Source organism: Bacillus sp. NEAU-242-2, from assembly GCF_027853835.1.
Classification (GTDB): Bacteria; Bacillota; Bacilli; order Bacillales; family Bacillaceae; genus Bacillus; species Bacillus velezensis.
The window spans coordinates 1-25,920 of the sequence record NZ_JAPNNY010000010.1; the positions used below are offsets into that span (position 1 = coordinate 1).

Here is a 25,920-nt window from a genome sequence, read left to right on the forward strand (position 1 = left end):
TACCCACGTGTTACTCACCCGTCCGCCGCTAACATCAGGGAGCAAGCTCCCATCTGTCCGCTCGACTTGCATGTATTAGGCACGCCGCCAGCGTTCGTCCTGAGCCAGGATCAAACTCTCCGATAAAGTGTTTGACTGACTACGCACATCGCTGTACGATTTATTTAAAACTTTGAATTAACAGGTACGTTTTGTCTTGTTTAGTTTTCAAAGATCATTTTGTCTTTCGTTCAAGCGACTTTATTATTATATCTTATCAATCTCTTGAAGTCAACAACTTTTTTTGAATTTCCTTTTTCGTCAGCGCCTTGTTTAGCGGCAACGAATAATAATATACCACCTCACAAATAATAGTGCAATAGTTTTTTAAAAGAAAATCAAAAAAGTTTTACGAGCGGCTTGTTTCTAAAAAAGCGCCGGACTGCGATAAGCAGAAACGGCGCCTTCCCTTTTATTAGCGTTGTCTCATTTGAGGGAATAATAAAACGTCTCTGATAGACGGAGCATTTGTTAACAGCATGACAAGGCGGTCGATACCGATACCCAATCCCCCGGTCGGCGGCATGCCGTATTCAAGAGCTTCAACGAAGTCTTCATCCATCATATGCGCTTCATCGTTTCCTTCTTCTCTTTCTTTTAACTGCGCTTCAAAGCGTTCCCTCTGGTCAATAGGGTCATTCAGCTCCGTAAACGCATTAGCGTGCTCACGGCCGACGATAAACAGCTCAAAACGGTCTGTAAAGCGAGGGTCCTCCGGATTTTTCTTAGCAAGAGGAGAAATCTCTACAGGGTGGCCGTAAATAAATGTAGGCTGAATGAGTGTTTCTTCAATTTTTTGTTCGAAGAATTCATTGATGATATGACCCACCGTCATTGAGTTTGTGATCTCGATACCATGCTCTTTTGCATGACCGCGCGCTTCTTCAACAGTCATCTCATTCCAGAAATCTACGCCTGTCGCTTCTTTGACCGCATCTACCATGTGGAGTCGTTTCCACTCAGGTTTCAGATCAATCTGCTCTTCGCCGTACTGGATTGTGGTGCTTCCAAGCACTTCCTGCGCAATATGTGCTACGAGGTTTTCCGTAAGACTCATAATATCTTTATAATCGGCGTACGCTTCATACAGCTCGATCATCGTGAATTCAGGATTGTGGCGTGTAGAAACACCTTCGTTACGGAACACGCGGCCGATTTCGTAGACTTTTTCCAATCCGCCGACAATCAGGCGTTTCAGGTGCAGTTCAATCGCAATACGCATATAAAGAGGCATGTCGAGCGCGTTATGGTGCGTGATGAACGGGCGTGCAGACGCTCCTCCCGGTATGCTGTGCATCGTAGGTGTTTCAACTTCTAAGTATCCATGGTCATCTAAGTATCTTCTCATCGCTTGGATGATTTTGCTGCGTGTGATAAACGTTTGTTTGCTGTCAGGGTTTACGATAAGATCGAGATAGCGCTGGCGGTAACGCTGTTCAACGTCTTTTAACCCATGATATTTATCAGGAAGAGGACGCAGTGCTTTTGTCAGCAGTTCAAAAGATGTCGCTTTGACAGAAAGCTCGCCTACGTTTGTTTTGAAAACTTTCCCCGTGATGCCGATAACGTCTCCGAGGTCTGAAGATTTAAAGATTTCATATTGTTCTTCGCCGACACTGTCTTTTCTTACGTAAATTTGAATTTGACCTTCTAAGTCCTGCAGATGCGCAAAGCCGGCTTTCCCTTTTCCGCGCTTTGTCATCATACGGCCTGCAATGGTCACTTCGATCGCTTTTTCTTCCAGTTCTTCTTTAGAAAGCTCCTGGTAGGCTTCTATGATCTGTTGAGATTGATGCGTTCTCTCGAAACGTTCGCCGAAAGGGTCAATGCCGTTTTCTCTCAGTTGGTTCATTTTATCTCGTCTGACTTGCAGCTGGTCGTTCAATTCCTCATGATTTTGCTCTTCTTGACTCATTGGTATCACTCCGTTACATTTTGATTTCACGAAAAAGCAGAAAAACTGCCAGCGGTAAGCTGGCAGTGAGCAGCAATAGAGGGTGTATATTAACCTACTTTTGCATCTTGAAGCTCTTTTGCCTCTGCCTCGGCGGTAAATGCATCTAAAAGCTGCACAAATTCTTCACGCGTCTCACATTGGTTAATTTCATTGCGTACATTCGCATTGCCTCTGACACCTTTCAGATACCAGGCAGCGTGTTTTCTCATTTCTCTGACTGCCACATTTTCGCCTTTTAACTTAATCAGGCGGTCTAAGTGCAGTTTGCATACCGACATTTTTTCACGGACTTTCGGCTCGTCTTTTAACTCACCGGTTTCAAGGTACTGCACCGTACGGTAAATCATCCACGGGTTGCCGAGTGCGGCCCGGCCGATCATGACGCCGTCAACTCCTGTTTCCTCAAGCATGCGTTTCGCGTCCTGAGGCGTTTTGACATCACCGTTTCCGATGACGGGAATGGAGACGGATTGCTTCACTTCTTTAATGATATCCCAGTTCGCAGTGCCTTCATACATTTGCACTCTTGTGCGGCCGTGAAGGGCAACGGCTTTTCCGCCGGCACGTTCAACGGCTTGGGCGTTTTTCACCGCATAAATGTGATCTTCATCCCAACCCATTCTCATCTTCACTGTAACCGGCTTATCAACAGCATCTACTACTGCGGATACCATTTCATAAATCTTATCAGGATCGAGAAGCCATTTGGCGCCCGCATCACATTTTGTAATCTTTGGTACGGGACATCCCATGTTAATATCAATAATATCAGCAGTCGTGTTTTGATCTACAAACTTCGCCGCTTCCACAAGGGTTTCCTTTTTCCCTCCAAAAATCTGAAGGCTGAGCGGTTTTTCACGTTCATCAATGTAAAGCATCCCCATTGTTCTTGCGTTGTTGTAAAGAATCGCTTTGTCACTGACCATTTCAGCGCATACTAATCCGGCTCCGAATTCCTTTACAGTCAATCTGAACGCTGAGTTGCAGACACCGGCCATAGGGGCAAGCACAACCCGGTTTTTCAATTGAATATCACCGATTTTAAACATTTTTCCCCTCCTTTCATTTGTCTATTTTTCAGGCGGGGCCAATTCGTCCGCACTTATATTTAAAACATCTGCCGCATCTTGAATGATGGCATCTGACGGCAATCGGTTTCCGCGTTCAATTTCACCGACAATAGAAACTGATATACCTAATGCTTTTGCAAATCCTTCTTGAGTATAACCTTTCAGCTTTCTGAATGCACGAATTCGCCTACCCCAGATTTCTGCTTCCATACTCTTACACCTTCTTGGTTTGTTTCAGCGCTTATCGTGATATGATCCGCCTGCGGACATATTTCTTTTAACGGCGCAAGGACAAATAAGCGCTCATACATTCTCGGATGCGGAACAATCAGCCGCTCTGTTTCAATATTTTCACGATTATACAGCAAAATGTCAAGGTCTGCCGTCCGCGGTCCCCAGCGAATCTCTCTCGTTCTGCCTAATTCAGCTTCAATGCTCTGCGTTACGTCAAGAAGTTCAAAAGGAGATAACGCCGTTTTCACTTCAACCGCCATATTGAGAAACTGATCTTGATCCTCATAACCCACGGGATCTGTTTCATATATGGAGGACACCTTTGACACCGTCACGCCATGATGCCGGCTGAGCATGGCCACTGCCTGGCGCAAATAATGTTCACGGTCGCCCATATTGGAACCGAGGCCGATATATGCCGTATTGTTCATGATTTCTTTCTCGTCATTTCTATGGCTACTGATTTATAATGGCCGGGAATCGGCGGGTCAGGCTTAACAACCTTTACCGTACATTGCTGCACCGGCTCAAATTTCTCAAGGACGGTGTCTGCGATCCGTTCCGCAAGAGTCTCGACCAAATTAACGGGCTCGCCCTCAACGATGCCGCGGCAGACACTGTACAATTCCGCATAGTTAATGGTATAAGAAAGGTCATCCGTTTTTCCCGCTTTGCTCAAATCCAGTTCGGCAGTCAGGTCTACTTTGAAGCGCTGGCCGAGTTTGTTTTCTTCCTCGAACACGCCGTGATATCCGTAAAACTCCATACCTTCCACATATACTTTATCCATAATGCGCGCCTCCTTTGTTCAGCATAGCATCCATCATCTTAGTCATTCTTGCGATCTCTTTGACATCGTGCACCCTCACAATGTCGCAGCCTTTTTGGACGCCAAGGCATACTGTCGCTCCCGTTCCCTCGGCACGTTCTTCAGGGGGAAGGTCAAGCACACGGCCGATGAACCTTTTTCTCGATGTCGCCAGGAGCAGCGGATACCCTAACCCGCTGAACACCTCCAGCTTGTTCATGACAGCCAGATTGTCCTCATAGTTTTTCGCAAAGCCGATCCCCGGATCCAGAATCATATTTTCATCTGTGACACCGGCTTCTGCGGCAATTTTTACGCTTTCCATCAAGTCTGCAAGCATATCAGGAATAAGATCGTTATAGTTTCTTTCCATACGATTATGCATTAAGATAATCGGAACTCCGTGTGCGGCGGCTACTGACGCCATGTCAGGGTCACCTTTCGCCCCCCAGATGTCATTAAGGATAGAGGCTCCCGCTTTGACCGCTTCGTCTGCCACGGACGCTTTGTACGTATCGATTGAAAGCGGAATGTCCAGCTCGCTTGTGATCCGTTCTATGACGGGGATGACTCGTGACATTTCCTCATCAGCCGAAACGAGTGATGCGCCGGGCCTTGTCGATTCGCCGCCGATATCTATGATATGCGCCCCTTCTTCAGCCATCTTCGCCGCATGCAGAAGCGCCCTTTCCGTACTGTCGTATTTGCCGCCGTCAGAGAAGGAGTCTGGCGTTACATTTAATATCCCCATAACGAGCGTCTTCTCTTTATAGGACAGAGCGCCTTTTTTTGTATGAATCAGTTTAGGCTGTTCAATTGTTTGCTGCGCCATTTTGTTCCTCCTCCTGTACATTCATTTTGTTTATTTCCTGCTGATACTGCTTACGGAGCAATTGCACCGTTTTTCCGCTCATTCCGGGCAGCGGCACTTCCTCTATTTTAGAAAACGGGATGATTTCAAGCACGGAGTTTGTCAACCATGCTTCATCCGCTTCAAGCATTGATTGAAAACGGAATCGGCCTTCGGTGACTTCTGTCCCCTGCCGTTTCAATTCATCAATGACAAACTGTCTTGTTACCCCATCGAGAATTCCCGTATCCAAAGATGGCGTAAAGACCTTGTCTCCTTTTCGCCAAAACACGTTGGAGACAATGCCTTCCGCGACATCTCCTTCTCCGGTCAGGAAAATCCCTTCAAGATTGGGATCATTCCCGATCTCCCGTTTAGCGTACATGTTGTTTAAATAGTGATGGGATTTTAACCGGAAATGTCCTTCAGGCGTATTTCTCCGGACAGAGAGAAGCCTGCCTTCTTTTTGAACAGGCAGAGTTTCCGGATTGAGCCGGCTGACGAAACAAAGAACGGTCGGCTTTTCATAAGTCTGCGCGGCAAATCCCTTATCGCTGACGCCTGCCGAGATGTTAAGCCGGACACGCGCGCTGCCGTCCTTTATGTCATTGAGGTGCAACAGTCTCCGAAGCATATCAAGCAGCTCCTGTTCGTTCACCTCATATGCAATCTGCAGATCCCGAAGCGCCCTGTTGAGCCTGGCGACATGCGCATCCGGCAGAAACGGCCGGCCGCTGTAAAGCCTGAACGTCTCGAACGCGCCGATCCCGTACAGATAACCATGGTCAAAAGGAGAAAGCGCCGCTTCTTTCTCCTCTATATATTGACCATTCAAATATATAATCACACCGATACTTCCTTTTTGCGGTGTGTCTCTATAAAGTTTCTGAGCATCTCTTTGCCGAAGGAGGTCATGATGGATTCCGGATGGAACTGAACACCTTCAACAGGCAGCTCATTATGGCGGATTGCCATAATTTCTCCTTCTTTGGTTTGAGCGGATACCGTAAAACAATCCGGCAGCGTGTCCGCTTTGACAATAAGTGAATGGTACCGGGTGGCGACCAGCGGATTTTGCAGGCCGTTAAAAATCGTCTGTCCGTCATGCATAACTTCTGACGTTTTGCCGTGCATGAGCCGCTCTGCTCTGACGACATCGCCGCCGAATACTTGCGCAATCGACTGATGCCCGAGACATACGCCGAAAATAGGAATACTGCCGGCAAAATGTTTGATGGCTTCGAGGCTGATCCCCGCTTCATCAGGACTGCACGGCCCGGGAGAAATCATTAAGAAGTCCGGACCCAGCTCTTCAATCTGCTCAATCGTAATCTCGTCATTCCGTCTGACGATCAGTTCCTCCCCGAGCTCACCCAAATATTGAACCAAGTTGTACGTAAATGAATCATAATTGTCAATCATTAAAATCATCTCTGCTCACCTCGTCTGATTTTTTGTCTCTTCTTCACTCAGCTCTAACGCCTTTTTCATCGCAAAAGCTTTTTTGAACGATTCCTTGTATTCATGCTTCGGAACCGAATCAATAACCACTCCTGCTCCGGACTGCATAAAAGCATGTCCGCCGGCTGCATAGATCGTCCGGATCACAATGTTAAACTGCAAATCTCCGTTAAATCCGAACCAGCCTATAGATCCAGTATAAAGCCCCCGTCTTGTCGGCTCAAGCTCTTCTATAATTTCCATCGTTCTCACTTTGGGCGCTCCCGTGATGGTGCCCCCCGGGAACACCGCATGAATAATGTCTGTCGCGTCATATCCGTCCTGCAGCTCTCCCTGTACGTTTGACACGATATGCATGACGTGGGAATACTTTTCGATCGCCATAAACTCGTTAACCCGCACGGAACCGTAGCGCGATACGCGCCCGAGGTCATTGCGCTCAAGATCAACAAGCATGACGTGTTCCGCACGTTCTTTTTCGTTGTGAATTAATTCATCAGCCAAAGCCTTGTCTTCAGCATCGTCTTTTCCTCTTGAACGCGTACCCGCGATCGGTCTCGTTTCAAGCTTCTTCCCCTTCTTTGTCACCAATAGCTCCGGCGACCCGCATATCACTTGAAACCCCGGTGTCTCGAGATAGGCCATGTAAGGAGACGGATTGACGTTTCTCAAGTGTTTATACACCTCATACGGATGAACGGATAAAGACTGAGACTGCCTGATGGACAAATTAACCTGGAACACATCGCCGCTCGCGATATATTGTTTAATTTGTTCTACAGCCTGTGAAAATCCTTCCTCAGTGAACGGAGCGGCGTACGATCCGTCCCCATTCCGATTCAGCGGTGAAAAAGGCTCGTCCGCCGTTTGGAGGGAACACCACATGTCCTCTAAGCCGGACAGCTTTTCTTCCGCAAGATCCGCTTCTTCCGCTTCAGTATGGGTAATGAGCCATAACGCCTCTTCCTCATGGTCATAAACGGCCACATCATCAAAAACAAGAAAGTAAATATCGGGTGTTTCCAGATCATCTAACGACAGCATCTTAAAATTCTCAATATATCGGGCATAGTCGTAACTGATAAAACCAATCGCACCGCCCTGAAAGTCCGGAAACTCAACGTTTGTTTCCGTTCCGAGCGTTCCAAACCATTCATGAAAGGCCCGCAGCGGGTCACCTTCTTTAAACAGTGTTTCTCCCTCATGCTTGATCGTTGTAATTCCGTCTTTCCCTCTGACGGACGCAATCGGATCTAGACCGGCTATACTGAATCTTCCCCCTCTCGCGCTTTCGAGCAGAACATGCCGTTTTCTCGATTTCGAAAGGTTTTCATATCGCTGTAAAAATGCTTGTTTCGTAAAAGGTATTTTTCTTCCTGCCGGTCTGCGTTGTGCCATCATATCAATCCTCTGCTTCGTTTTACTGTAGTTTTATTTTAAAGCAATCACACTGGTGAAAAAAGTGAATTTCACTTCCAACCATAAAATTCGAAACGTTTTTTGGATTTTCGATACTTCAGGCACAAAAAAACTCCCGGATACAGCCGGGAGCCGTGTGTATGTCTCTATTCAAACTGATAAAGCGGTGTGCTTAAGTAACGTTCTCCGTTACTAGGGATGATCGCAAGCACTTTCTTGCCTTTCCCGAGTTTTTTCGCGATTTCCAGTGCCGCGTAAATGGCCGCTCCGGAAGAAATACCGCCGAGAATCCCTTCTTCTTTTGCCGTTTTACGGGCATATTCAAATGCATCCTCGTTTTTGACGGGAATGATTTGATCATAGATGTCCGTATTCAATGTTTCAGGAACAAATCCCGCTCCGATACCCTGAATTTTATGCGGGCCCGGTTTTCCGCCGGAAAGAACCGGAGAATCCGCCGGCTCTACCGCATAGATTTTGATGGATGGATATGCTTCTTTCAGCACTTCGCCCGCTCCCGTGATGGTTCCGCCGGTACCGATTCCGGCCACGAACGCATCAAGCTGGTCGTCACCAAACTGTTCTACGATTTCTTTCCCCGTCGTTTGACGGTGAATTTCCGGGTTTGCCGCATTGTTGAATTGCTGAGGCACAAAGTATCCGTGTTCCTCGGCAAGTTCTTCCGCCTTTTTAATGGCGCCCTTCATTCCTTCTGCGCCGGGAGTCAGCACAAGCTCCGCCCCGTATGCGCGCAGCAGATTGCGTCGTTCCATACTCATTGTATCAGGCATAACGAGAATGGCTCTGAGACCTTTTGCCGCTGCCACCATCGCAAGACCGATCCCTGTATTTCCGCTTGTCGGTTCAATGATTGTGTCGCCGGCTTTTAATTTTCCTTCTTTTTCAGCCGCTTCAATCATCGCCGCTCCGATACGGTCTTTTACGCTGCTGCCCGGATTCATGTATTCAAGCTTCAGATATACATCTGCACTGTTTTCATCCGTCAGGCGATTCAATTTCACAATAGGAGTATTTCCGATTAGTTCAGTAATAGAATTTGCAATACGCACCATGTTGGACACCTCAATTTCCGACTAAATTTATTGGTATTATAAATATAAGTTATCAATTTCAAAATTTTTTGTCAATCATTTAGTTCTTTTTTCCCCGTAGAACCAAGAGACCCCCGCCTCTTTCCACAGCGTTTTGACTGTCGCCTTGTCACCTAATTGATCCATCGCGATCTGGCGTCTGATTTGACTCTTCACTTCATTGTATGAGAAAGTTCTCGCTTTAAGCTTTTCTTTCAGCTGAATGACGGCATATCCTGAAGAAACTTTAATCGGTTCAGCGGACCATTCATCTTCTTTGAGATTTTTAGCTTCTGTGATATATGCCTGCGGGATATTTTCCTGGTTTTCTGTCACAAAGCCGAGGTCTCCGCCGTACTGAGACGTGTATCTGTCCGTGGAACGCTCAGCGGCGACGGCTTCAAAGCTGGAACCGCCTTTCAAATCAGCAAGCACCCTGTCCGCCTCTTCCTTGTTTTTGACGACAATGTGCCTGATTCTGTAGGAATCATCGAAATGATACAGTTCTTTATTTTTATTATAAAATGATTGCATTTCCTTATCCGATATATCGATGTCCTTCGTCAGCAGTTCTTCAAGAAGAATGTTGTAGCGGATCTGGTCTCTCCATTCTTTTTCGGTAATATGGCTGTCTTCATAAAATGAATTATTCACCGCTTTGATTAAAAGAAATTCCCGCTCCAATTCGCTGTTTGAAACTGTGAGTTTATTCTTTTTCGCAAGCTCTTCCACTACTTGTGCATTAATCATGTCTTCCAGAGTTGATTTTCCGTACTCGTCTTCCATCTTTTTCATCCAGTCCTGCCGTGTGATATGTTTATCACCGATTGTCGCGATGGATTCTTCAGATGACCCCGCGGCTTGGGATTTTGTTAACTTATACGCCACTGTCACACTGCATACCAACAGCGCCGCTACAATAATCGTCAAAAGTGTTCTCGATTTCAAAATCTACCCCATCCCTTTTATAAAATAGAACAACCCGCTAAAGAGCTAGCGGGTTGTTTCGTCACGAAGCTCTTCCAGTTCTTCTTTTGTAAATAAATATTTCTCATTACAAAAATGGCAAACCGCTTCGGCTTTTCCGTCTTCTTCTATCATATCTTGTATTTCTTTTTTGCCTAGTCCTAAAATGGCCGTTTCGAATCGATCTTTTGAACAAGAACAGTGAAATTTGACCGGCATTGTTTCGAGAACGTCCGGTTTTTGACCCAGAACTTCTTCTAAGATTTCTTCCGGTGTCAGGCCTTTTTGAATCAATTTTGAAATCGGTTCGATTTGAGATAATTGCTTTTCAATTGTTGAAATGGTTTCTTCATCAGTCCCCGGAAGAAGCTGAATGATGAATCCGCCCGCAGCGAGAATCGTGTTATCAGGATTTACTAGAACACCTACGCCGACAGATGAAGGGACTTGTTCAGAAGAAACAAGGTAATACGTGAAGTCATCACCGAGTTCACCCGAGACAATCTCTACTTGTCCCGTAAAATAATCACGCAAGCCCAAATCTTTTACGACACTGAGTGTTCCGTCAGTTCCGACCGCCCGTCTGACATCCAGTTTTCCTTGTTCATTGAGGTCAAAATGAACGTGCGGGTTTGATACGTATGCTCTTACCTCACCCTTTGCGTTCGCATCTGCGACAATGGCTCCGATCGGGCCGCCGCCTTCTATTTTGACTGTCAGCTTATCTTCACCCTTAAGCATCGCTCCGAGTATCAGAGACGCTGTCATCGTCCGGCCGATTGCGGCTGATGCCGTCGGCCACGTGTCATGCCTTCTTTGCGCTTCATTTACCATATCTGTCGTTCTGGCTGCATAAGCCCGCACTTTACCATCATATGCAATTGCTTTAATTAAATAATCCATCGTTTACCTCCTATACGTGACCCACGCGATTTCGCTCATAAATGATTTCCAGCCCTTTTAAAGTAAGAAACGGGTCAACAATATCAATACAGTCTGATTCATTTGCGATTAATGACGCAAGCCCACCTGTCGCAATGACTTTCGGTTCTTGTTTGGCCTGCCATTTCATCCGCTTTACAATGCCTTCAACTTGTCCGACATAGCCGAAAAGGATGCCGGACTGCATGGCGCTTACCGTGTTTTTGCCGATGATATTGTCCGGTCGGGCGATTTCAATTCTCGGAAGCTTGGCCGCGCGTGAGTACAGCGCTTCCGTTGAAATTGTAATGCCGGGAGCAATCGCGCCGCCCATATATTGTTTGTTTTCATCAATGTAGCAATACGTCGTCGCCGTTCCGAAATCAACAACAATTAAGGGGCCGCCATACTGCTGAATCGCCGCAACGGCATTGACGATTCTGTCAGCTCCCACTTCTTTCGGATTGTCATATTTTATATTTAAACCTGTTTTCATTCCCGGGCCGACAACTTGCGGCTCGATGTGAAAGTATTTTGTGCACATTCTTTCTAAAGAGAACATAATCGGCGGCACTACGGATGAGATGATAATCCCTTCAATCTGTTCAAACATCAGTCCGGAATGTTCAAATAAGGAGCGGAGCAGCATGCCGAATTCGTCTTCTGTTTTGTGCCTGCTCGTTTCTATGCGCCAATGATATTCTAGTTCCCCATCATGATATACACCAATCACGGTGTTGGTGTTCCCCACATCTATAACCAGTAACAACCTCTATCACCACTTTTGAATAGTTTCTAATCATAACATTTTCAACATTCTACAATACCATACACGATCTGCGGCTCTTTTGTAAACAAAACGAAACCAGTAAAAAAACCGCCGGTATACGCCGGCGGTTTTCATATCAGAAAGCGAACTATTCTTTCGGCTCGTCTTTCTTTTCGTCTTCTGTTTTAGACAGGATGTTTACTTTCACATCGTCTTTTTGAAGATGGTCATCTGAGAAATTGCGCTCAGGGAGTTTTCCGTGATCCACGAGATGCTTGATTTGTTCCGCATCTAATGTTTCCACATCAAGCAATGTCTGAGCAATCAATTCAAGCTTATCGCGATTTTCAGTCAGGATGGTTTTCGCACGCTCATAACATTCTTTAATGATGCGCTGAATTTCCTGATCGATTTCGTAAGCGATCTGATCACTGTAGTTTTGCTCGTTGTTGAAATCCCGGCCCAGGAATACTTGACCGCCTTGAGATTGACCGAACTGAAGCGGTCCGAGTTTTTCTGACATACCGAACTCTGTCACCATTCTTCTGGCAATGTTCGTTGCCCGCTGGAAGTCATTGTGAGCCCCCGTGCTGACTTCGCCGAAGATAATTTCCTCCGCAACACGTCCGCCCAGAAGACCGACAATTTTATCGAGAAGTTCAGGTTTTGTCTGGAAGTAACGGTCTTCTCTCGGAAGCATGACCGCGTATCCGCCCGCCTGCCCCCTCGGAACGATCGTTACTTTATGAACCATATCGGCTTCATCCAGCACAAGTCCGATAACGGTGTGACCGCCCTCGTGGTACGCCACGATATTGCGTTCTTTTTTCGAGATGACACGGCTCTTCTTCGCAGGACCCGCAATGACACGGTCCGTTGCTTCATCAATGTCGCGCATATCAATTTTCTTCTTGTTTTGACGGGCAGCAACGAGTGCCGCTTCGTTAAGAAGGTTTTCTAAATCTGCGCCTGAGAAACCGGGTGTTCTTGAAGCGATTGCTTTTAAGTTCACCGTCTCATCAAGCGGTTTGTTTCTCGCATGCACCTGCAATACGGCTTCACGGCCGATGACATCCGGACGGTCTACCGTAATCTGACGGTCAAAACGTCCCGGACGGAGCAATGCAGGGTCAAGAATGTCCGCACGGTTTGTCGCAGCGATAATAATGATTCCTTCATTTGCACTGAAACCGTCCATCTCAACAAGCAGCTGGTTCAGCGTCTGTTCGCGTTCATCATGCCCGCCGCCAAGACCGGCGCCGCGCTGACGTCCTACCGCGTCGATCTCATCAATAAAGATCAGGCAAGGCGCATTCTTTTTCGCATTTTCGAATAAATCACGCACACGGGAAGCACCGACACCGACAAACATTTCAACGAAGTCAGATCCGCTGATGCTGAAGAAAGGAACGCCCGCTTCACCGGCTGAGGCTCTCGCAAGCAATGTCTTACCGGTTCCCGGAGGTCCGACAAGCAGCACGCCTTTAGGGATCCTGGCGCCAAGCTCGGCGAATTTGCGGGGATCTTTCAGAAACTCAACAACCTCAACGAGCTCCTGCTTCTCCTCATCCGCGCCGGCTACATCTTTAAACTTCACGCGTTTCTTTTCTTCCGTATACAGCTTCGCTTTGCTCTTTCCGAAGTTCATGACACGGCTGCCGCCGCCCTGAGCCTGATTGAGCAGGAAGAAAAACAGAATAAAGATGATGACAAACGGAATGATCGTCGTTAAGAACGTCACCCACCCGCTTGTTTCCTGTGCGGGATCAACTTTTACGTCCGTCTTTTTAATTGCGTCAAATATCTGGTCTGCTCCTTTTCCTTCAGGAACATGTGTTAAAAAGTACTGGTCTTTATCGTATTTTTTCAGCTGTCCTTTTACCTCATAAACACCTCTGACAGGCTGAACCGATACGCTATCAACTTTCCCTTCATCGAGGTTCTTGATAAACGTACTGTACGACATATTTTCTGTTTTCGGGTTTGAGGTCTGGAAGTAACTCACAACCCCGATTACTACTAATAAAATAAGTAAATAAAAAATGGTATTACGGAAGACCCGATTCATTCCTTACCTCCTCCCACAGTAAGCACAACTATGTTCAATAGTACCATAGAAAATCATTCCAATACAACCGATAACCATCTCGGAAGCAGGCAGCCGATCAGCTTTCATAAATCGCCGGTTTTAATACTCCGATGTAAGGCAGATTGCGATAGCGCTCGGCATAATCAAGTCCGTAACCCACAACAAACGCGTCAGGAACTTCAAAGCCTACGAAGTCTGCTTTAATGTCCGCTTTTCTTCCGCTTGGTTTATCCAACAGGGTAACAATCTTAATTGATTTCGCTTTACGATATCGGAAGAGTTCTACGAGATAGCTCAAGGTTAACCCACTGTCGATAATATCTTCAATGATTAAGATGTCCCGGCCTTCTACAGATGTATCCAAATCTTTGATGATTTTGACTTCTCCGGAAGAAACCGTGGAATTTCCGTAGCTTGATACATCCATGAAGTCCATTTCCAAATATGTATCAATATGCTTTATAAGATCAGCCATAAAAGGGAGCGCTCCCTTTAACACACCGATTGCCAACGGAAACGTGTCGCTGTACTCGCTTGTTAATTGTTCTCCAAGCTGTTTTACTTTCTGCTGGATCTCATCTTCTGAGATCAGCACTTTTTCGATATCCTGTTTCATGTTAATGCTTGCCCCCTACACTTTTCATGCTGTCTATATTGTAATACAATGCGGTCACTGTTTGAAATCACAAGATCGTCAAAGATGGATTTTTTCAAGCCAGGCAGCCAGATAATTTCACCGCTCGCATCCGTTACAATCGGCCATTCGTCCCGATCCCGCAGAGGCAGTTTATGATCAATAAATATATCTTTTACCTTTTTCGAGCCATTCATCCCTTTAAGTTTAATCCGGTCGCCGATTTTTCTCGTCCGGATTGTTAAAGGAAATTGCACCTTATTTCTGCTTGTCATAAAAACAGCATTCCCATTTTTGATATGAGGGTCAGCCTGATCGGCCACCTCTATCATAAAGCCGTTGGGGAGAACAGCAGTCTCGCCTTCCGCTCCTTGCAGCTGCAGCTCAAAGGGAACCTTTTCACATTGCCATTGTTCAAATGTAAACAAACATGTCTGATATGATTTGACCACCTTCAGCCCTTTCGGAAAATCAAGCACTCCCGAGGCGCTTCCATTTTCCGCCCATTCCAGAAACTGCTGTATGTGGCGGGCGGAAAACGACGATGGAACGTTTTCATAAAGATAGTTTAATATTAGTTGAACTCCTCTTCTTTGTAAAGGTATCGGAAGGGCAAGCAATTGAGAGGAATCGACTTCAACCGATGTGTCAGACTTGCTTGTAATAACCTTATTCATTCGTTCTTTCGTTAATGACTGCAAGTATTGTTCGTCTTCTGTCAGTGCTTCACTCACCTTTTGAAACATTTTATGAACGTCAGGTGATTCTTGTTTTAAAAAAGGAAGCACGGTCTTTCTGAATCTGTTTCTTGTATAATCGTCTTTTGCATTGCTCTCATCCGTTCTGTAGCTGAGCCCTTCTTGACGGCAGTATTCTAGGATTTCATCCTTTGCCGCATAGAGGAAAGGCCTGATCAGCCAGCCGGATGCAAATTCGCGGACGGGCTGCATTCCCGCGAGCCCTGCGCCGAGCGTACCTTTCGCAAGCCTCATGAGCATTGTCTCAACCTGGTCATCGCCGTGATGAGCCAGCGCCAAAAACTTCGCTTGGTGTTTTGCCATCAGATCTTCGAAAAACTGATATCTGCAATCACGCGCGGCAGCCTGCTTGTTCAGCTTATTCTTTTTTGCGTATGCAGAAACATCAATCTGTACCGTTTCGCAGAGGATGTGTTCCGCTTCGCAATATGACTGCACAAACTTCATATCTTCTTCAGAATTTGGACCCCTGAACTTATGGTCGACATGCGCCGCTATGATAACGGAAGAATGCCCGAAGTGCTTATTCAGCATACTGAGAAGCGCCATTGAATCAGGGCCTCCGGAGACCCCGGCAATAATCGTTTCTCCCTCCGCCTGAAGATGATATGTTTTGAAAAAATCTTCCACGCTTTTCACAATGTCCCCCTCACAATGAGCAGGTTTTTTAAAGATATACATATCCTATCACTTTCATTCCCTCCAAGCAAAGAAGAAGCATGAGCGCAGGCGTCCGGCCGGCATTAGATGAGAAAAAAGACGATGTAAGCGAAATAAAGGGCGAGAACGCTGATTAAAATAAGTGTTGTTTCAAACAAACCATTGTGCTTTGCGGGTTTTTGTTTAGGTTTATATCGCGTTTGAGATACAGCGCCCGGCCGCGGTTTTGATTGCGGCGGCTTAGGCTTGGCGGCGGCTTTCCTTTTACTCCCGGCGCTCTGCCCCGCCGTCAGGATGTCATGCTTCATGGCTTCCGCAGACGGATATTGGCCGTTTAAAGCAGAAAACAGAACCTTCTTATACTTATTCAGAAACGGGTGGCCTTCAATGATAGAACGAAGCTGTTCTTTCGGCTGTCCTGACTTTTTGCACTCTTTCTTCTGGACACAGTGGATCATGATCATTGCGACAGCAAACAGGTCGTAGGATGGTTCTGCTTTTCTTGTTCCATACCCCCAATAGCCCCTGTCGTAAAACTCCGTATACTCTTTAATCGCGCGGCCTTGTTTTGTCGTTCCCCCTACATCAATGCAGCGAATGGCAGCCGGCGGTCCGGTTACAATAAGATTTTCCGGTTTGAGGTCGCCAAACACCCATCCCTGCTGATGAAGGACTGACAGGCTGGAAAGAAGCTGCACCATCAGCACCGGAATCCACTCCGCTCCCTTACTGCTGATATATTGCGGAAGAAGCGGCCCTTCTATGTACTCCATCACGTAAAAAGAGACATTTTTATTCAGCTGCGGAATAAACGCATCGTCCGCATCAAAAAAAGAAGGCCCCATCGTTTGCGACCGGGCCTTTGAAAAGGATTTTAAGACATTCACTTCAGAGGTAACAGACATGCTGTCGCTGCTAATTTTCAAAGCGACCTGTCCGCCTGATGCTTCTGCCAGATATACAATACCGTTAGCCCCTTTTCCAAGCTGTTTGAGCAATCTGTAGGATTTGCCGTTCCATTTGCCCTGAATTGCCGTCCCCGGTGCCAGACTACATGCCAAACTCGTTAAAGCGTCGTTCATCATCTGCCAACATGCTCCTTCTTGAGCGGATTCTCTCAAACTGCTGCGTCGCTTCCCGGATAGCGGGGCCCGTAGGGGTGATACCGCCGGTCGACAGCTTCGCAAAGAGTGCAGAAAGGGATTCAAGCTTCGGCGTCCAATTCAGCACAAGCTCAACTTCCTGGCTTTTCCCGGGAAATATACACATGGCAAATTCATTTTGTCCGGCCCGGGAATTTAAACTGATGGAAAGATCGATCAGCGCTTCTTTCACCGTCGGCAGTTTCGGCGCCATACTCGCACTCGTATCAACCAGCACAAGCACCTGCAGATGAACTGTTTCTCCGAGTTCATCAACCACTTCCATCACTTCGCCCCGTTTTTCAGGAGAAAGCTCTTCCATTTCAACGTTTTTCCCTAAGATTTGTTTAAGCTCTTGATTGACGACACCTTGCAGCGTCTGGGTCATTGCTTTTTTCGTTACCATTTGAACCGTCTGAGACAATTGTGACGCGTACACAACTTGATGGACGCCGCCACCGGCCATGGCGATGCCTTCAACTTCCTTCATTGCCTCTTGGTCAATCGCATTTTCTTCCATAATTCCTATAACATTCACCGTAATCCCCTGCTCCTTGGCGAAAGCCGCCATTGCAATCGGGTCTTCACCATGATTGGAGCAGCCATCTGTAATCAGCAGAACTTGATTTAAATGTCCCTTATTCACATACATTCCTCCCGGTGATACGATTAGTCCCATCTTCGCCAGAAGGAAAGTGATTTATACGAAAGGATTAAGAAATCTCCTTTTTATTTTGGAATACCGCCGGCACCGGTATGGAAGCCCATTTCGGCGTGTTGTGATCAATCCGGACAACAACCACCGTCATATCGTCTTCGATTTGGCCGGAACGCGTTCTGATGACCTCTTCCATTAATATATCAGCGATTTCCTGCGGATCTTCGGTTTTCAGCCCTTTCATTTTCCGTTTCATCCACAGGTCATGGTTTTCAACGTGCTTCGGTCCTTCAAAAATACCGTCACTCATCATGACGAGCAGATCTCCCGCTTTTAACTGTTCACTTACAACCTCCACATCAAATTCATTGATGATACCGATCGGCAGATTGCTGGCCTGCACTTTCATGACTTGATCTCCCCGCTTGATAAAACTCGGCGTTGAACCGACCTTCAAGAATTTGCAGCTTGCATCCTGAAGATCAATGATAGAAAGATCGAGAGTTGAGTAGATTTCATCTGTCGTCCGTAAAGACAGAATACTGTTGATCGTTTTGATCGCTATTTTTTCATCAATACCTGATTCGAGAATTTTTTCGAGCAGCTTAATCGTTTCATTGCTCTCATAATGGGCCCTCGCCCCATTGCCCATGCCGTCACTGATCGCGGCCGCATATTTTCTCGCCCCCAGTTCCATCATGCTGTAGCTGTCGCCGGAGACAAGGCCGCCGCCTTTAGCCGCATGAGCCGCGCCTGTCGATACCCGGTACGATTTGGTCGAACCGAACGCAACATGGCTGTAGCCATTCGGATGAGCCGAGTGCTGTTCGCTTTTGACAAGTATCTGCTCCTCAAGAATGTCAGACAGCATCGGGGCGATAATTTTCTCACTCTCACCGTGTCCTCCGCTGAACGGGATTGTCATTTCGATATCAATATTGCCCTGCTCCAAGCTGTATATCTCGACATGCTGAATCTCGATTCCGAAATGCTGAAGCGCCTCTATCATTTGTTCTTCCTGAATAAAATGCTGCTCCCTCTCCCGTTTTATTTCCCGAGAAAAGTCCGCCATGACCTCAGAAACCCCCAACAGCTGCTCGGCAACAAGCCTCCTGCTGTCCTGAACTTTTCTCTTCAGTGTCAGATGGGCGTGATGGTGGGCAAGTTCGTCCTCAATCAGCTCTTCCACCTGTCTGGATTTGGAACAGTGCTGCTGAAACTCTTTTTTTAATCTGCGGTTTGAGGCATACTGTTTTTCCTCTGTTTCATGCATAACTTGTTTCATTAAATCATATGTTTTATCAAAGTTTTGAACCCAGCATTTGCTTTTCTTATAGCAGGATTGGCAGGAATGCTCGGTGATTTTGCTTAAAAAGAGATCCACTTCCCCTTCTTCCGCCTGCTCATCGGAAGACGTCTGATGAAAGATGGCGAAGCTCTCCGACAAGGCATGAAACACATTGGAGAACTGGTCTACTTTCTGGGCGGTGACATCTCTGATTTTCCTCGCGTACTGCTGCTGTTCCTGACTGTGCTCAGCAGTGCCCGGTATGTATCGCGCCACCTTTTTCGTAATCGATTGGGGCGTAATCAAAAACAAAACAACGGCAATCAAAGATTCATAAAGAGTGGTCATTAATCCGGCAGACCCTTCTCCATATAATGAAATCAGCAGTGAGCCGATCACCAATCCGACTGCGGCGCCGGCTTTCTTTCCTTCTTTCAGCAGCCCGCCAAGAAGCCCGGAAAACGCAAGCAGACTCATTTGATAGAGATTCCCGATATTCGCAAGCCCGAGGATCAGTCCGGTCACAACACCGACCGTACAGCCGATGCTTGCCCCGCCGACAAAGGAAAAACTCAGCACGACATAGCGGGCCAGGATATGCTCAGCCTGCATTCCCTGAAATGAAACACCGGCAAGCCCGGTTAAAACAGATGCGATCAAGATCATAAAACAGATGATTTCTTCTATTTTTAACGATTGCTTCACTTTTTTGATCGTGAAAATCGGCAGGCTTTGTAAAAAGATCAGCGTCAAAATAAAGGCCAGGCCCGCCTCGACAACAGCCATCACATAATCATAGGTTGTAAAAGCGCCGCTTTCAAAATAAACAAATCCGATTCTCGCGGCAGCCATTGAGAAAAACACCACGATCGGCAGCATCTTCACCCGGTCCTGCACGATATATGTACCGATTTTTGAAAATAGAGTGAAGACGGCCAAAGCTGTGAGAATCAATAAAGAGTGTTTCGGCGAAATGGTTAAAGCGCCCGCAAGCAAAGACAGACAAGCATAGAAGGCTTTATCTCTTCTGATCAAAAGCATCGCTCCGAAAAACGGCAGTGCAAACGGAAGAACCTCAGATAATATGAAAGCCCGTCCAAGTAAAAAACCGATCACGACATAAATGAAACCCTTATAGAAAAAAAGTGAATGCGCTTGATGGACTGTAAGCTTTGCCGCCTTTTCAAAAAACGATTGCAGTTTTTCCAGAGCTTGTCCCGCCATCGGCCCGTTCACTCTTCTTTCCGCTTTTTCCATTGCTCTCATCCCCCACCTGTTTTATTCGTTGCTTGTCATTATAAATGAAAGCACAGATAGGATTTTGTCAAAAGAAGGTAACAATTCCAAAGAACTCTTCGACGCTTTCTCCCTTGTTCCCCTTTCCTTTCGTATTTCCTCCGACATTTCTCAAAAAGTTGTCTAAATATGAAAAAATCGGCTTCTGCAACAGAAGCCGATTCGCTTGATGACCCGTACGGGATTCGAACCCGTGTTACCGCCGTGAAAGGGCGGTGTCTTAACCGCTTGACCAACGGGCCAGATATATATGGTAGCGGCGGAGGGGATCGAACCCCCGACCTCACGGGTATGAACCGTACGCTCTAGCCAGCTGAGCTACACCGCCATATAGGTGCTTATAAGCACAAGTTATATAATACAAAGGTTTCTTCATTCCGTCAACAGAAACTTCAAAGTTTTAATTTTCTGACTATAAAGGCGCATACAAAAAAAGCACCCGCTGGGATAGACGGATGCTCCATGTATTTATAGAAAGCAGCAAGTTATCCTCTTCTTGCTCCGCGCCCTCCACGTTTTGATTCCGTGTTTCGTTTTAAAGATGATAAGCGGTCTTCGCTATCTTTAAGAAACTTGTTCATTTTCTGTTCAAAAGATTCTTTCGGACGGAAATCATTTCTAGGTCTGGCTTGCGGACGGTCTTTAGCTTTTTTAATTGATAAACCAATTTTCCCGTCTTTTTCAACGTTGATGACTTTCACTTCAACTTGATCGCCGACTTTTAAATGCTCGTTAATGTCTTTTACATAATTATCGGCTACCTCACTGATATGAACGAGACCGGTTGAGCCTCCAGGCAATTCAACAAATGCTCCGAAATTTGTAATACCTGTTATTTTCCCTTGCAACTTGCTGCCAACTTCAATCGACATAAAAAAAGTGCTCCTCCTTAGGCTTATAAAAAGATCGTTTGTTTAATTATACCTAAATAAAAATTTAAGTGTCAACAAGGCTACTTGCTCTTCTTTTCTACATTAAAGAGAATCTCACCATTTCCTGACATAAACAAGTCTCTTCTGGCAAGCTCTGTGACGTAATCCTCATCCTTTAATTTGGAAATTTCATCTTTTAAATCAGCCTGTTTCGCATCCAATTCTTTTACTTGTTTTTCCAGCTGAGCCTTTTTTTCTTCGTTTGCGCTAAGGGAAGAGGTCTGTGACCACAGAGAACCCGCTAAGACAATAGCCGTCAACAACACAAGGGCGCCGAATACGATCAACCGTCTGAAAAGCCCTTTCCGCCTTCTTTTCATAAGCTGGGATTGCCGTTCAACCTGCTCTTTATAGTCGTTTTGAATTTCAGTTATTGTACGTTCTCTAGATAGATTCAAACCAGACGGTCCTCCTTTCACCTTTTCAAAATACGTATCATGGTCGATCTGATTGTTATGATTAGTTTCTTGCTCTTTTGTAAAAATCCTGCACTTTTTTGAAAATATCGTTTGAAAGTAAGACGCCACTTTTCAGGAAGAAGTTTCAATAATTGTTTCAACAGGAAAAACAGCGGATACAGCAAAAACGCTACGATCTTAAAAAGACACTTCGCAAAAAAGGCACTCACCCGATAGGAGTATAAAGAAATAACCGTGATCAGCCCGATGAGCAGCTTAAAGAGCAGAAGCACCGGACGGAACAGCACGTGCTGAATGAGCTTTTTTGCGAATTGGTAAAGAGACACCGCAAGATGAATGGCAAATTTCAGTATTTTTATATACATTCGTTTAAACAGGCTTTGGTACGTCGCAATACCCAGTAAGACAGCCAAGAAAATGTATACCCTGAGTTCTCCTTCATTCACGTTGAGCAGCACATAGAAAAACAGCAGACCTTGTACAATCCAAAAGAGAATGTCATGAATGAATAACAGCCATCTGGCCGTTTTGGCGCGGCTGACAAACAGCCTGTATGTATCAAGCGACGCTCCGAGCCAGGCGCCCATACCGGTCATTGCCAGCATCGTATAAAATTGGGTCGTCAGCGTCATTTAAACAACTTGCTAAAAAACCCTTTAGCTTTATCCCCTTGCTGCTCGTCTAGATATACAAGGTCAAACACCCTGCCTTTTATAGATACAATCCCTTTTTCCACATCAAGGTTTTTCATCTGCAGGTTCTCGCCTCTGACGGAAAGCATTCCCATAACCGTTTCCAGCAAAAACTCTTCGTTATCAAAACTTTCCACATGCTTGACGCCCGAAATGTCTAAATGCTTTCTCCCTTTCATCGTTACATCATGCTGTTCCGGAACAGAAGAAGAACCTTTTTGCTCATAATATGAATTCATCTATTCAGCCCCCATATCCTCGATACTTTTAGCATTATTACTGCATTGTATGAGGCGGGAGCCTTGTTTAGAACAAGCCTATTCGCCGAGTTTTTCTTCTTTGACGATTGTATACATGCCCGCGGCTTCTTCTTTTTTCGTTGTTTCTTTCAATTCATTTACCTTCACGGTGACAAGCTTCTGCCCGAAGCGGACCTTCAGTTCATCACCAGCTTTTACGTCTGAGCTGGCTTTCGCCTGATTCCCGTTAACGGTGATTCTCCCTTGATCGGCGACCTCTTTCGCCAATGTGCGGCGTTTAATTAATCTGGATACTTTTAAAAACTTATCAAGTCTCATATCAGAATCTCCTCTCCATTTCTTTTGCTTCATCCCACAATTTGTCCATTTCCTCAAGTGACATTGCGGTCAATTCAAGGCCCTTTGCTGCCGCTTCTTTCTCAATATAAGCAAAGCGTCTGCGGAATTTGTCATTTGTCATGGCGAGCGCTTCCTCAGGCTCAATTTTATAGTATCGGCCGATATTGACCAATGCAAATAAAACATCGCCGAATTCAGCTTTTAAGCTGATTTCATCTGCTGATTCGGCGGAAGCCTCTGCAGAAAATTCCTTCAGCTCTTCATTTACTTTATCCCATATGTCCTGAACGTTATCCCAGTCAAAGCCGGTTTTTGCGGCTTTTTTCTGAAGCTTGGCGGCTTTCGCAAGAGAAGGCAGGGTTTTCGGTACGGCATCCAGCAATGAAGAGGATGTTGTTTGCTTTTCCGCCTTTTTGATTTCTTCCCAGTTGGCGACGACATCATGTTCATCCTGAACCTTAACATCCTTAAACACATGCGGGTGCCGTCTGACCATCTTCGCACTGATGTCTCTGATGACATCATCAATTGAGAAATACCCCTCGTCTTCTCCGATCTGGGCGTGCAGCATAACCTGAAGCATGACGTCCCCGAGTTCTTCTATCATGTGATCCGTGTCCTCTTCGTCAATGGCCTCAAGCAGTTCGTAGCATTCCTCAATCATATATTTCTTTAATGACTGGTGTGTCTGCTTTTGATCCCACGGACAGCCGTTCGGCCCGCGAAGCTCGCGAATAATACTTCGGAATGCAGAAAATTCCTGGTAAAGGAGTTCTTCTTTTTTAATCGGCGGAACATACACGCTTGTTAAGTTATTTATTTCTACATTGCGGTCAAGTTCAAACAAAGGCACCTTGGTCATCTTTTCTCCCTGGCTCCCGGCTGCCGTAACGATGACCACTTCATAGTCGTCAGGCAATTTCTCCATGAGCGTCAGCTTCACCTCAGAGGCCGTCATTTGGTCATAAACCTGGCAGATGATCAGGTGATGGCGGAGTTCGAGCTCATCCGGCGTCATTGTTTGCGCATCCGTAAATTGAAACCCTTCAATCGGATCAATTCGCAATGCATTAAAAGTGGCATCCAGAAAGCTTTGCCCTCCGGCAGTATGAACAGCTATCTGTTGTTCTTCCCGGCGTTCAAATAACAGCTGAACGGTTTTCTCAGCGACAAACGGATGCCCGGGTACAGCGTAGACGACATCTTCTTGCTTCGCTTTTTCAAACAGAATGTCCGTGATCTCTTCATAGACTGCTTCAAACTGATCATGTTTTTCATAAATATCATCAAAATACCGGATGTCCGCTTCCGTCTCTTGCTCTAATTCCGAAATCAAAGGGTGGTCTTTCGTTCTTATATATAAATGCTTCGCCTGAGTCAGCAGCTTATGTACGCCCACTGTCAACTGATCCATGTCTCCGGCGCCGAGGCCGACGACCGTAATATTACCTGCCATGTTTTTCTCTCCTCTTTTTCAATTTGCTTAAAGCACTGCCAAAAGGAAGGCCGCTCAGCTCTTCGTCCGTGAAAATCTTCATTCTTATCATACAATAAATAAACAATAGCCCTCCGATGATTGACGCAGACAGACTCTCACATACAGCTCCGACCCTGCTGACAGGAACAAATAACTGCCAAAGCTTCATATATACGAGCAAAAAGAAGACCATCAGCAGACTGCACCAGCACAGACGGGCAATCACGCCTCCGATATTCGTCAGCCATCCCTTCGACCAAATTCTCCGGAGATTCAGGCACGCAACTGCGGCAAATGCCAAGACGGTCGCCAGTGCCGCTCCTGTAATACCCCAGCCGGGGACCAGCCAAACATTCAGCACCCATTTCAGCGCCCCTCCCGCCAAAACGGATACGGCGGGGAAAACCGTATGTCCCGCTCCTTGCAGAATCGCGGCTGCCGTAAGCGCAATTGAGGCAAAAAAGATAGATAAGCTGAATATTTGTAAGGTCTGCGTCCCCTCACTGTTTTGGAAAAGCATGATATTCACCGGTTCTAAAATGCAAAAAAGCCCGGCCGATGCGCCGATCCCTACCGCAAGGCAGAGCTTGACGGCTGATGTCGCTTTCTCTTTTATGATAAACGGCTTGTTCCCATGCACCGCTTTTGAAATGGAAGGAACAAGAGATGCGGCGATACTGACGGCAAACACGGTTCCCAGCTGAAGGAGCGGCTGTCCGCGGTCATATATGCCTTTCAGCTGTTTCGCGGCATGGCTCTCCGTCCCGTCTGAAAGCAGTGAATATAAGTTCAAGGCGTCTACAAGCTGAATCAAAAGCATGAGTACACTGCTGATACAGATGGTGACTGAATAAAGCAGCAGCTTTTTTACAATGACGGCCGTTTTGATATGTCCGCCGTCTTTCTTTGTTTCTTCCCGCTTATACCAGAAAACAGCCAATACACAAAGGGCCGCAAAGCTCCCGGCTATTGATCCCGAGACCGCCCCCGCACCCGCCGCGTATAATGAACGGCCGCTTTTCAAAAGCCAGAAGGATAAACCGAGAAGCACCGCCACCCGAAGAAACTGTTCCGTAATCTGGGATAAGGCTGACGGCATCATATCATGCACGCCTTGGAAATACCCCCGGATAACCGCCGTAAACGGAAACAGTATGAAAGCGAACGCCGCGACCCTTATCAGCATCACAAGGCGGGCGTCACCCATAAAACCGGCCAACGGCGCCGCGCCGGCATACATGAGCGCAAACAGAACAAGTCCGGCCGCCGTGACATAAAGGGCGGAAATTTTCATTATTTTTTGTTTATGATCGCTATAATCGTTCATTAATTTTGAGATGATCACCGGAAAACCGGATGTTGACAGCATGACCGCGATCCCTAAAAACGGATACACCTGCTGATAAATGTAAAATCCGACGTCACCGACAATATTCTGAAAAGGAACCCTGTACACGGCGCTTAATATCTTCGTCACGATGCCCGCAACGACGAGCACAAAAGCACCTTTCCATGCCGATTGCCGCTTGGCGCCAACTGAATCGTTCATCCAAAAGCTCCTTCCAGCCGCTAGAAAATTACGTCTATAAAACGAGCTTATTATATCACAATCCTAACGGCCGAACCGATAGAGAGCACATATGAATATGAAAAAGAACAGCACTTGTATAAGAGCTGTTCTTTCCCCGTTT

The 25,920-nt window shown here is 46.2% G+C and carries 26 protein-coding genes, 2 tRNA genes and 1 rRNA gene; all 29 read right to left on the reverse strand.

The window, feature by feature from the left end:
• Window positions 1-126, reverse strand: a 16S ribosomal RNA gene (locus tag OWN49_RS18600); the annotation flags it as partial.
• A 328-nt stretch (window positions 127-454) separates the two neighbouring features.
• The gene (gene lysS / locus OWN49_RS18605) at window positions 455-1,954 is read right to left on the reverse strand and encodes a lysine--tRNA ligase (protein WP_014304211.1); all 1,500 of its coding nucleotides are present in this window, start codon (window positions 1,952-1,954) and stop codon (window positions 455-457) included.
• Window positions 1,955-2,043: 89 nt separating this feature from the next.
• The gene (gene dusB / locus OWN49_RS18610; RefSeq protein ID WP_014304210.1) at window positions 2,044-3,045 is read right to left on the reverse strand and encodes a tRNA dihydrouridine synthase DusB; all 1,002 of its coding nucleotides are present in this window, start codon (window positions 3,043-3,045) and stop codon (window positions 2,044-2,046) included.
• A gap of 21 nt (window positions 3,046-3,066) precedes the next feature.
• The gene (locus tag OWN49_RS18615; protein ID WP_003150668.1) at window positions 3,067-3,276 is read right to left on the reverse strand and encodes a helix-turn-helix domain-containing protein; all 210 of its coding nucleotides are present in this window, start codon (window positions 3,274-3,276) and stop codon (window positions 3,067-3,069) included.
• A complete protein-coding gene (folK, locus tag OWN49_RS18620; protein WP_025854071.1) occupies window positions 3,228-3,731 on the reverse strand; it encodes a 2-amino-4-hydroxy-6-hydroxymethyldihydropteridine diphosphokinase in 504 nt (167 codons plus the stop codon). The genes OWN49_RS18615 and folK overlap by 49 nt, the downstream gene beginning before the upstream one ends.
• Window positions 3,728-4,090, reverse strand: a complete 363-nt coding sequence (gene folB, locus OWN49_RS18625) for a dihydroneopterin aldolase (RefSeq protein ID WP_003150671.1) — start codon at window positions 4,088-4,090, stop codon at window positions 3,728-3,730. The genes folK and folB overlap by 4 nt, the downstream gene beginning before the upstream one ends.
• Complete coding sequence (gene folP / locus OWN49_RS18630) at window positions 4,083-4,940, reverse strand: dihydropteroate synthase (protein WP_003150672.1); 858 nt, start codon at window positions 4,938-4,940, stop codon at window positions 4,083-4,085. Before folP ends, folB begins: the two co-directional genes overlap by 8 nt.
• Window positions 4,921-5,805, reverse strand: a complete 885-nt coding sequence (pabC, locus tag OWN49_RS18635; protein WP_176283087.1) for an aminodeoxychorismate lyase — start codon at window positions 5,803-5,805, stop codon at window positions 4,921-4,923. The genes folP and pabC overlap by 20 nt, the downstream gene beginning before the upstream one ends.
• Window positions 5,802-6,389: an aminodeoxychorismate/anthranilate synthase component II gene (gene pabA / locus OWN49_RS18640; RefSeq protein WP_003150674.1), complete on the reverse strand. Its 588-nt coding sequence runs from the start codon at window positions 6,387-6,389 to the stop codon at window positions 5,802-5,804. The genes pabC and pabA overlap by 4 nt, the downstream gene beginning before the upstream one ends.
• A 6-nt stretch (window positions 6,390-6,395) precedes the next feature.
• Window positions 6,396-7,817, reverse strand: a complete 1,422-nt coding sequence (gene pabB, locus OWN49_RS18645) for an aminodeoxychorismate synthase, component I (protein WP_024084798.1) — start codon at window positions 7,815-7,817, stop codon at window positions 6,396-6,398.
• 167 nt (window positions 7,818-7,984) lie between these two features.
• Window positions 7,985-8,911, reverse strand: a complete 927-nt coding sequence (gene cysK, locus OWN49_RS18650; RefSeq protein ID WP_004264603.1) for a cysteine synthase A — start codon at window positions 8,909-8,911, stop codon at window positions 7,985-7,987.
• A gap of 75 nt (window positions 8,912-8,986) precedes the next feature.
• Window positions 8,987-9,877 (reverse strand): peptidyl-prolyl cis-trans isomerase, encoded by an 891-nt coding sequence (locus OWN49_RS18655; RefSeq protein ID WP_017419485.1) that lies wholly within the window; start codon window positions 9,875-9,877, stop codon window positions 8,987-8,989.
• A 45-nt stretch (window positions 9,878-9,922) separates the two neighbouring features.
• Window positions 9,923-10,798: an Hsp33 family molecular chaperone HslO gene (gene hslO, locus OWN49_RS18660; protein WP_014304205.1), complete on the reverse strand. Its 876-nt coding sequence runs from the start codon at window positions 10,796-10,798 to the stop codon at window positions 9,923-9,925.
• A gap of 10 nt (window positions 10,799-10,808) precedes the next feature.
• On the reverse strand, window positions 10,809-11,585 hold the full coding sequence (locus tag OWN49_RS18665; RefSeq protein WP_013350777.1) for a type III pantothenate kinase: 777 nt from the start codon (window positions 11,583-11,585) through the stop codon (window positions 10,809-10,811).
• A gap of 148 nt (window positions 11,586-11,733) precedes the next feature.
• Window positions 11,734-13,653, reverse strand: coding sequence for an ATP-dependent zinc metalloprotease FtsH (ftsH, locus tag OWN49_RS18670; protein WP_004264608.1), 1,920 nt, complete (start codon window positions 13,651-13,653; stop codon window positions 11,734-11,736).
• 97 nt (window positions 13,654-13,750) lie between these two features.
• Complete coding sequence (gene hpt, locus OWN49_RS18675; RefSeq protein ID WP_004264611.1) at window positions 13,751-14,290, reverse strand: hypoxanthine phosphoribosyltransferase; 540 nt, start codon at window positions 14,288-14,290, stop codon at window positions 13,751-13,753.
• Entirely contained in the window at window positions 14,287-15,705 is a 1,419-nt protein-coding gene (gene tilS, locus OWN49_RS18680; protein ID WP_176283086.1) for a tRNA lysidine(34) synthetase TilS, read from the reverse strand. The genes hpt and tilS overlap by 4 nt, the downstream gene beginning before the upstream one ends.
• Window positions 15,706-15,809: 104 nt before the next feature.
• Window positions 15,810-16,811 (reverse strand): protein kinase domain-containing protein, encoded by a 1,002-nt coding sequence (locus OWN49_RS18685; protein ID WP_077721692.1) that lies wholly within the window; start codon window positions 16,809-16,811, stop codon window positions 15,810-15,812.
• The gene (locus OWN49_RS18690) at window positions 16,777-17,514 is read right to left on the reverse strand and encodes a VWA domain-containing protein (protein ID WP_004264624.1); all 738 of its coding nucleotides are present in this window, start codon (window positions 17,512-17,514) and stop codon (window positions 16,777-16,779) included. The genes OWN49_RS18685 and OWN49_RS18690 overlap by 35 nt, the downstream gene beginning before the upstream one ends.
• A 67-nt stretch (window positions 17,515-17,581) precedes the next feature.
• Complete coding sequence (gene spoIIE / locus OWN49_RS18695; protein ID WP_139890530.1) at window positions 17,582-20,071, reverse strand: stage II sporulation protein E; 2,490 nt, start codon at window positions 20,069-20,071, stop codon at window positions 17,582-17,584.
• Window positions 20,072-20,280: 209 nt separating this feature from the next.
• Window positions 20,281-20,352, reverse strand: a tRNA-Glu gene (locus tag OWN49_RS18700).
• A gap of 9 nt (window positions 20,353-20,361) precedes the next feature.
• Window positions 20,362-20,438: transfer RNA gene (locus OWN49_RS18705), tRNA-Met, on the reverse strand.
• Window positions 20,439-20,595: 157 nt separating this feature from the next.
• Entirely contained in the window at window positions 20,596-20,982 is a 387-nt protein-coding gene (locus OWN49_RS18710) for a S1 domain-containing RNA-binding protein (RefSeq protein WP_004264630.1), read from the reverse strand.
• 80 nt (window positions 20,983-21,062) lie between these two features.
• Window positions 21,063-21,440 (reverse strand): cell division protein DivIC, encoded by a 378-nt coding sequence (divIC, locus tag OWN49_RS18715; protein ID WP_016936533.1) that lies wholly within the window; start codon window positions 21,438-21,440, stop codon window positions 21,063-21,065.
• A 17-nt stretch (window positions 21,441-21,457) separates the two neighbouring features.
• Window positions 21,458-22,093, reverse strand: coding sequence for a spore cortex biosynthesis protein YabQ (gene yabQ, locus OWN49_RS18720; protein WP_004264635.1), 636 nt, complete (start codon window positions 22,091-22,093; stop codon window positions 21,458-21,460).
• The gene (gene yabP, locus OWN49_RS18725) at window positions 22,090-22,392 is read right to left on the reverse strand and encodes a sporulation protein YabP (RefSeq protein WP_004264638.1); all 303 of its coding nucleotides are present in this window, start codon (window positions 22,390-22,392) and stop codon (window positions 22,090-22,092) included. Before yabP ends, yabQ begins: the two co-directional genes overlap by 4 nt.
• A 78-nt stretch (window positions 22,393-22,470) precedes the next feature.
• On the reverse strand, window positions 22,471-22,731 hold the full coding sequence (locus OWN49_RS18730) for an RNA-binding S4 domain-containing protein (RefSeq protein WP_004264639.1): 261 nt from the start codon (window positions 22,729-22,731) through the stop codon (window positions 22,471-22,473).
• 1 nt (window position 22,732) lies between these two features.
• Window positions 22,733-24,208, reverse strand: coding sequence for a nucleoside triphosphate pyrophosphohydrolase (gene mazG, locus OWN49_RS18735; protein ID WP_077721690.1), 1,476 nt, complete (start codon window positions 24,206-24,208; stop codon window positions 22,733-22,735).
• A complete protein-coding gene (locus tag OWN49_RS18740) occupies window positions 24,198-25,778 on the reverse strand; it encodes a putative polysaccharide biosynthesis protein (protein WP_176283085.1) in 1,581 nt (526 codons plus the stop codon). The genes mazG and OWN49_RS18740 overlap by 11 nt, the downstream gene beginning before the upstream one ends.
• Window positions 25,779-25,920 lie beyond the last annotated feature (142 nt).

Bases quoted from the DNA above. Each gene is read 5' to 3' on its own strand.
- OWN49_RS18710 (WP_004264630.1), bottom strand. From the start codon at position 20,982: ATGTCGATTGAAGTTGGCAGCAAGTTGCAAGGGAAAATAACAGGTATT.
- mazG (WP_077721690.1), bottom strand. From the start codon at position 24,208: ATGGCAGGTAATATTACGGTCGTCGGCCTCGGCGCCGGAGACATGGAT.
- hpt (WP_004264611.1), bottom strand. From the start codon at position 14,290: ATGAAACAGGATATCGAAAAAGTGCTGATCTCAGAAGATGAGATCCAG.
- yabQ (WP_004264635.1), bottom strand. From the start codon at position 22,093: ATGACGCTGACGACCCAATTTTATACGATGCTGGCAATGACCGGTATG.
- folB (WP_003150671.1), bottom strand. From the start codon at position 4,090: ATGGATAAAGTATATGTGGAAGGTATGGAGTTTTACGGATATCACGGC.
- lysS (WP_014304211.1), bottom strand. From the start codon at position 1,954: ATGAGTCAAGAAGAGCAAAATCATGAGGAATTGAACGACCAGCTGCAA.
- OWN49_RS18740 (WP_176283085.1), bottom strand. From the start codon at position 25,778: ATGAACGATTCAGTTGGCGCCAAGCGGCAATCGGCATGGAAAGGTGCT.
- hslO (WP_014304205.1), bottom strand. From the start codon at position 10,798: ATGGATTATTTAATTAAAGCAATTGCATATGATGGTAAAGTGCGGGCT.
- folK (WP_025854071.1), bottom strand. From the start codon at position 3,731: ATGAACAATACGGCATATATCGGCCTCGGTTCCAATATGGGCGACCGT.
- folP (WP_003150672.1), bottom strand. From the start codon at position 4,940: ATGGCGCAGCAAACAATTGAACAGCCTAAACTGATTCATACAAAAAAA.
- OWN49_RS18730 (WP_004264639.1), bottom strand. From the start codon at position 22,731: ATGAGACTTGATAAGTTTTTAAAAGTATCCAGATTAATTAAACGCCGC.
- cysK (WP_004264603.1), bottom strand. From the start codon at position 8,911: ATGGTGCGTATTGCAAATTCTATTACTGAACTAATCGGAAATACTCCT.
- yabP (WP_004264638.1), bottom strand. From the start codon at position 22,392: ATGAATTCATATTATGAGCAAAAAGGTTCTTCTTCTGTTCCGGAACAG.
- OWN49_RS18615 (WP_003150668.1), bottom strand. From the start codon at position 3,276: ATGGAAGCAGAAATCTGGGGTAGGCGAATTCGTGCATTCAGAAAGCTG.
- dusB (WP_014304210.1), bottom strand. From the start codon at position 3,045: ATGTTTAAAATCGGTGATATTCAATTGAAAAACCGGGTTGTGCTTGCC.
- spoIIE (WP_139890530.1), bottom strand. From the start codon at position 20,071: ATGGAAAAAGCGGAAAGAAGAGTGAACGGGCCGATGGCGGGACAAGCT.
- OWN49_RS18685 (WP_077721692.1), bottom strand. From the start codon at position 16,811: ATGATGAACGACGCTTTAACGAGTTTGGCATGTAGTCTGGCACCGGGG.
- pabB (WP_024084798.1), bottom strand. From the start codon at position 7,817: ATGGCACAACGCAGACCGGCAGGAAGAAAAATACCTTTTACGAAACAA.
- ftsH (WP_004264608.1), bottom strand. From the start codon at position 13,653: ATGAATCGGGTCTTCCGTAATACCATTTTTTATTTACTTATTTTATTA.
- pabA (WP_003150674.1), bottom strand. From the start codon at position 6,389: ATGATTTTAATGATTGACAATTATGATTCATTTACGTACAACTTGGTT.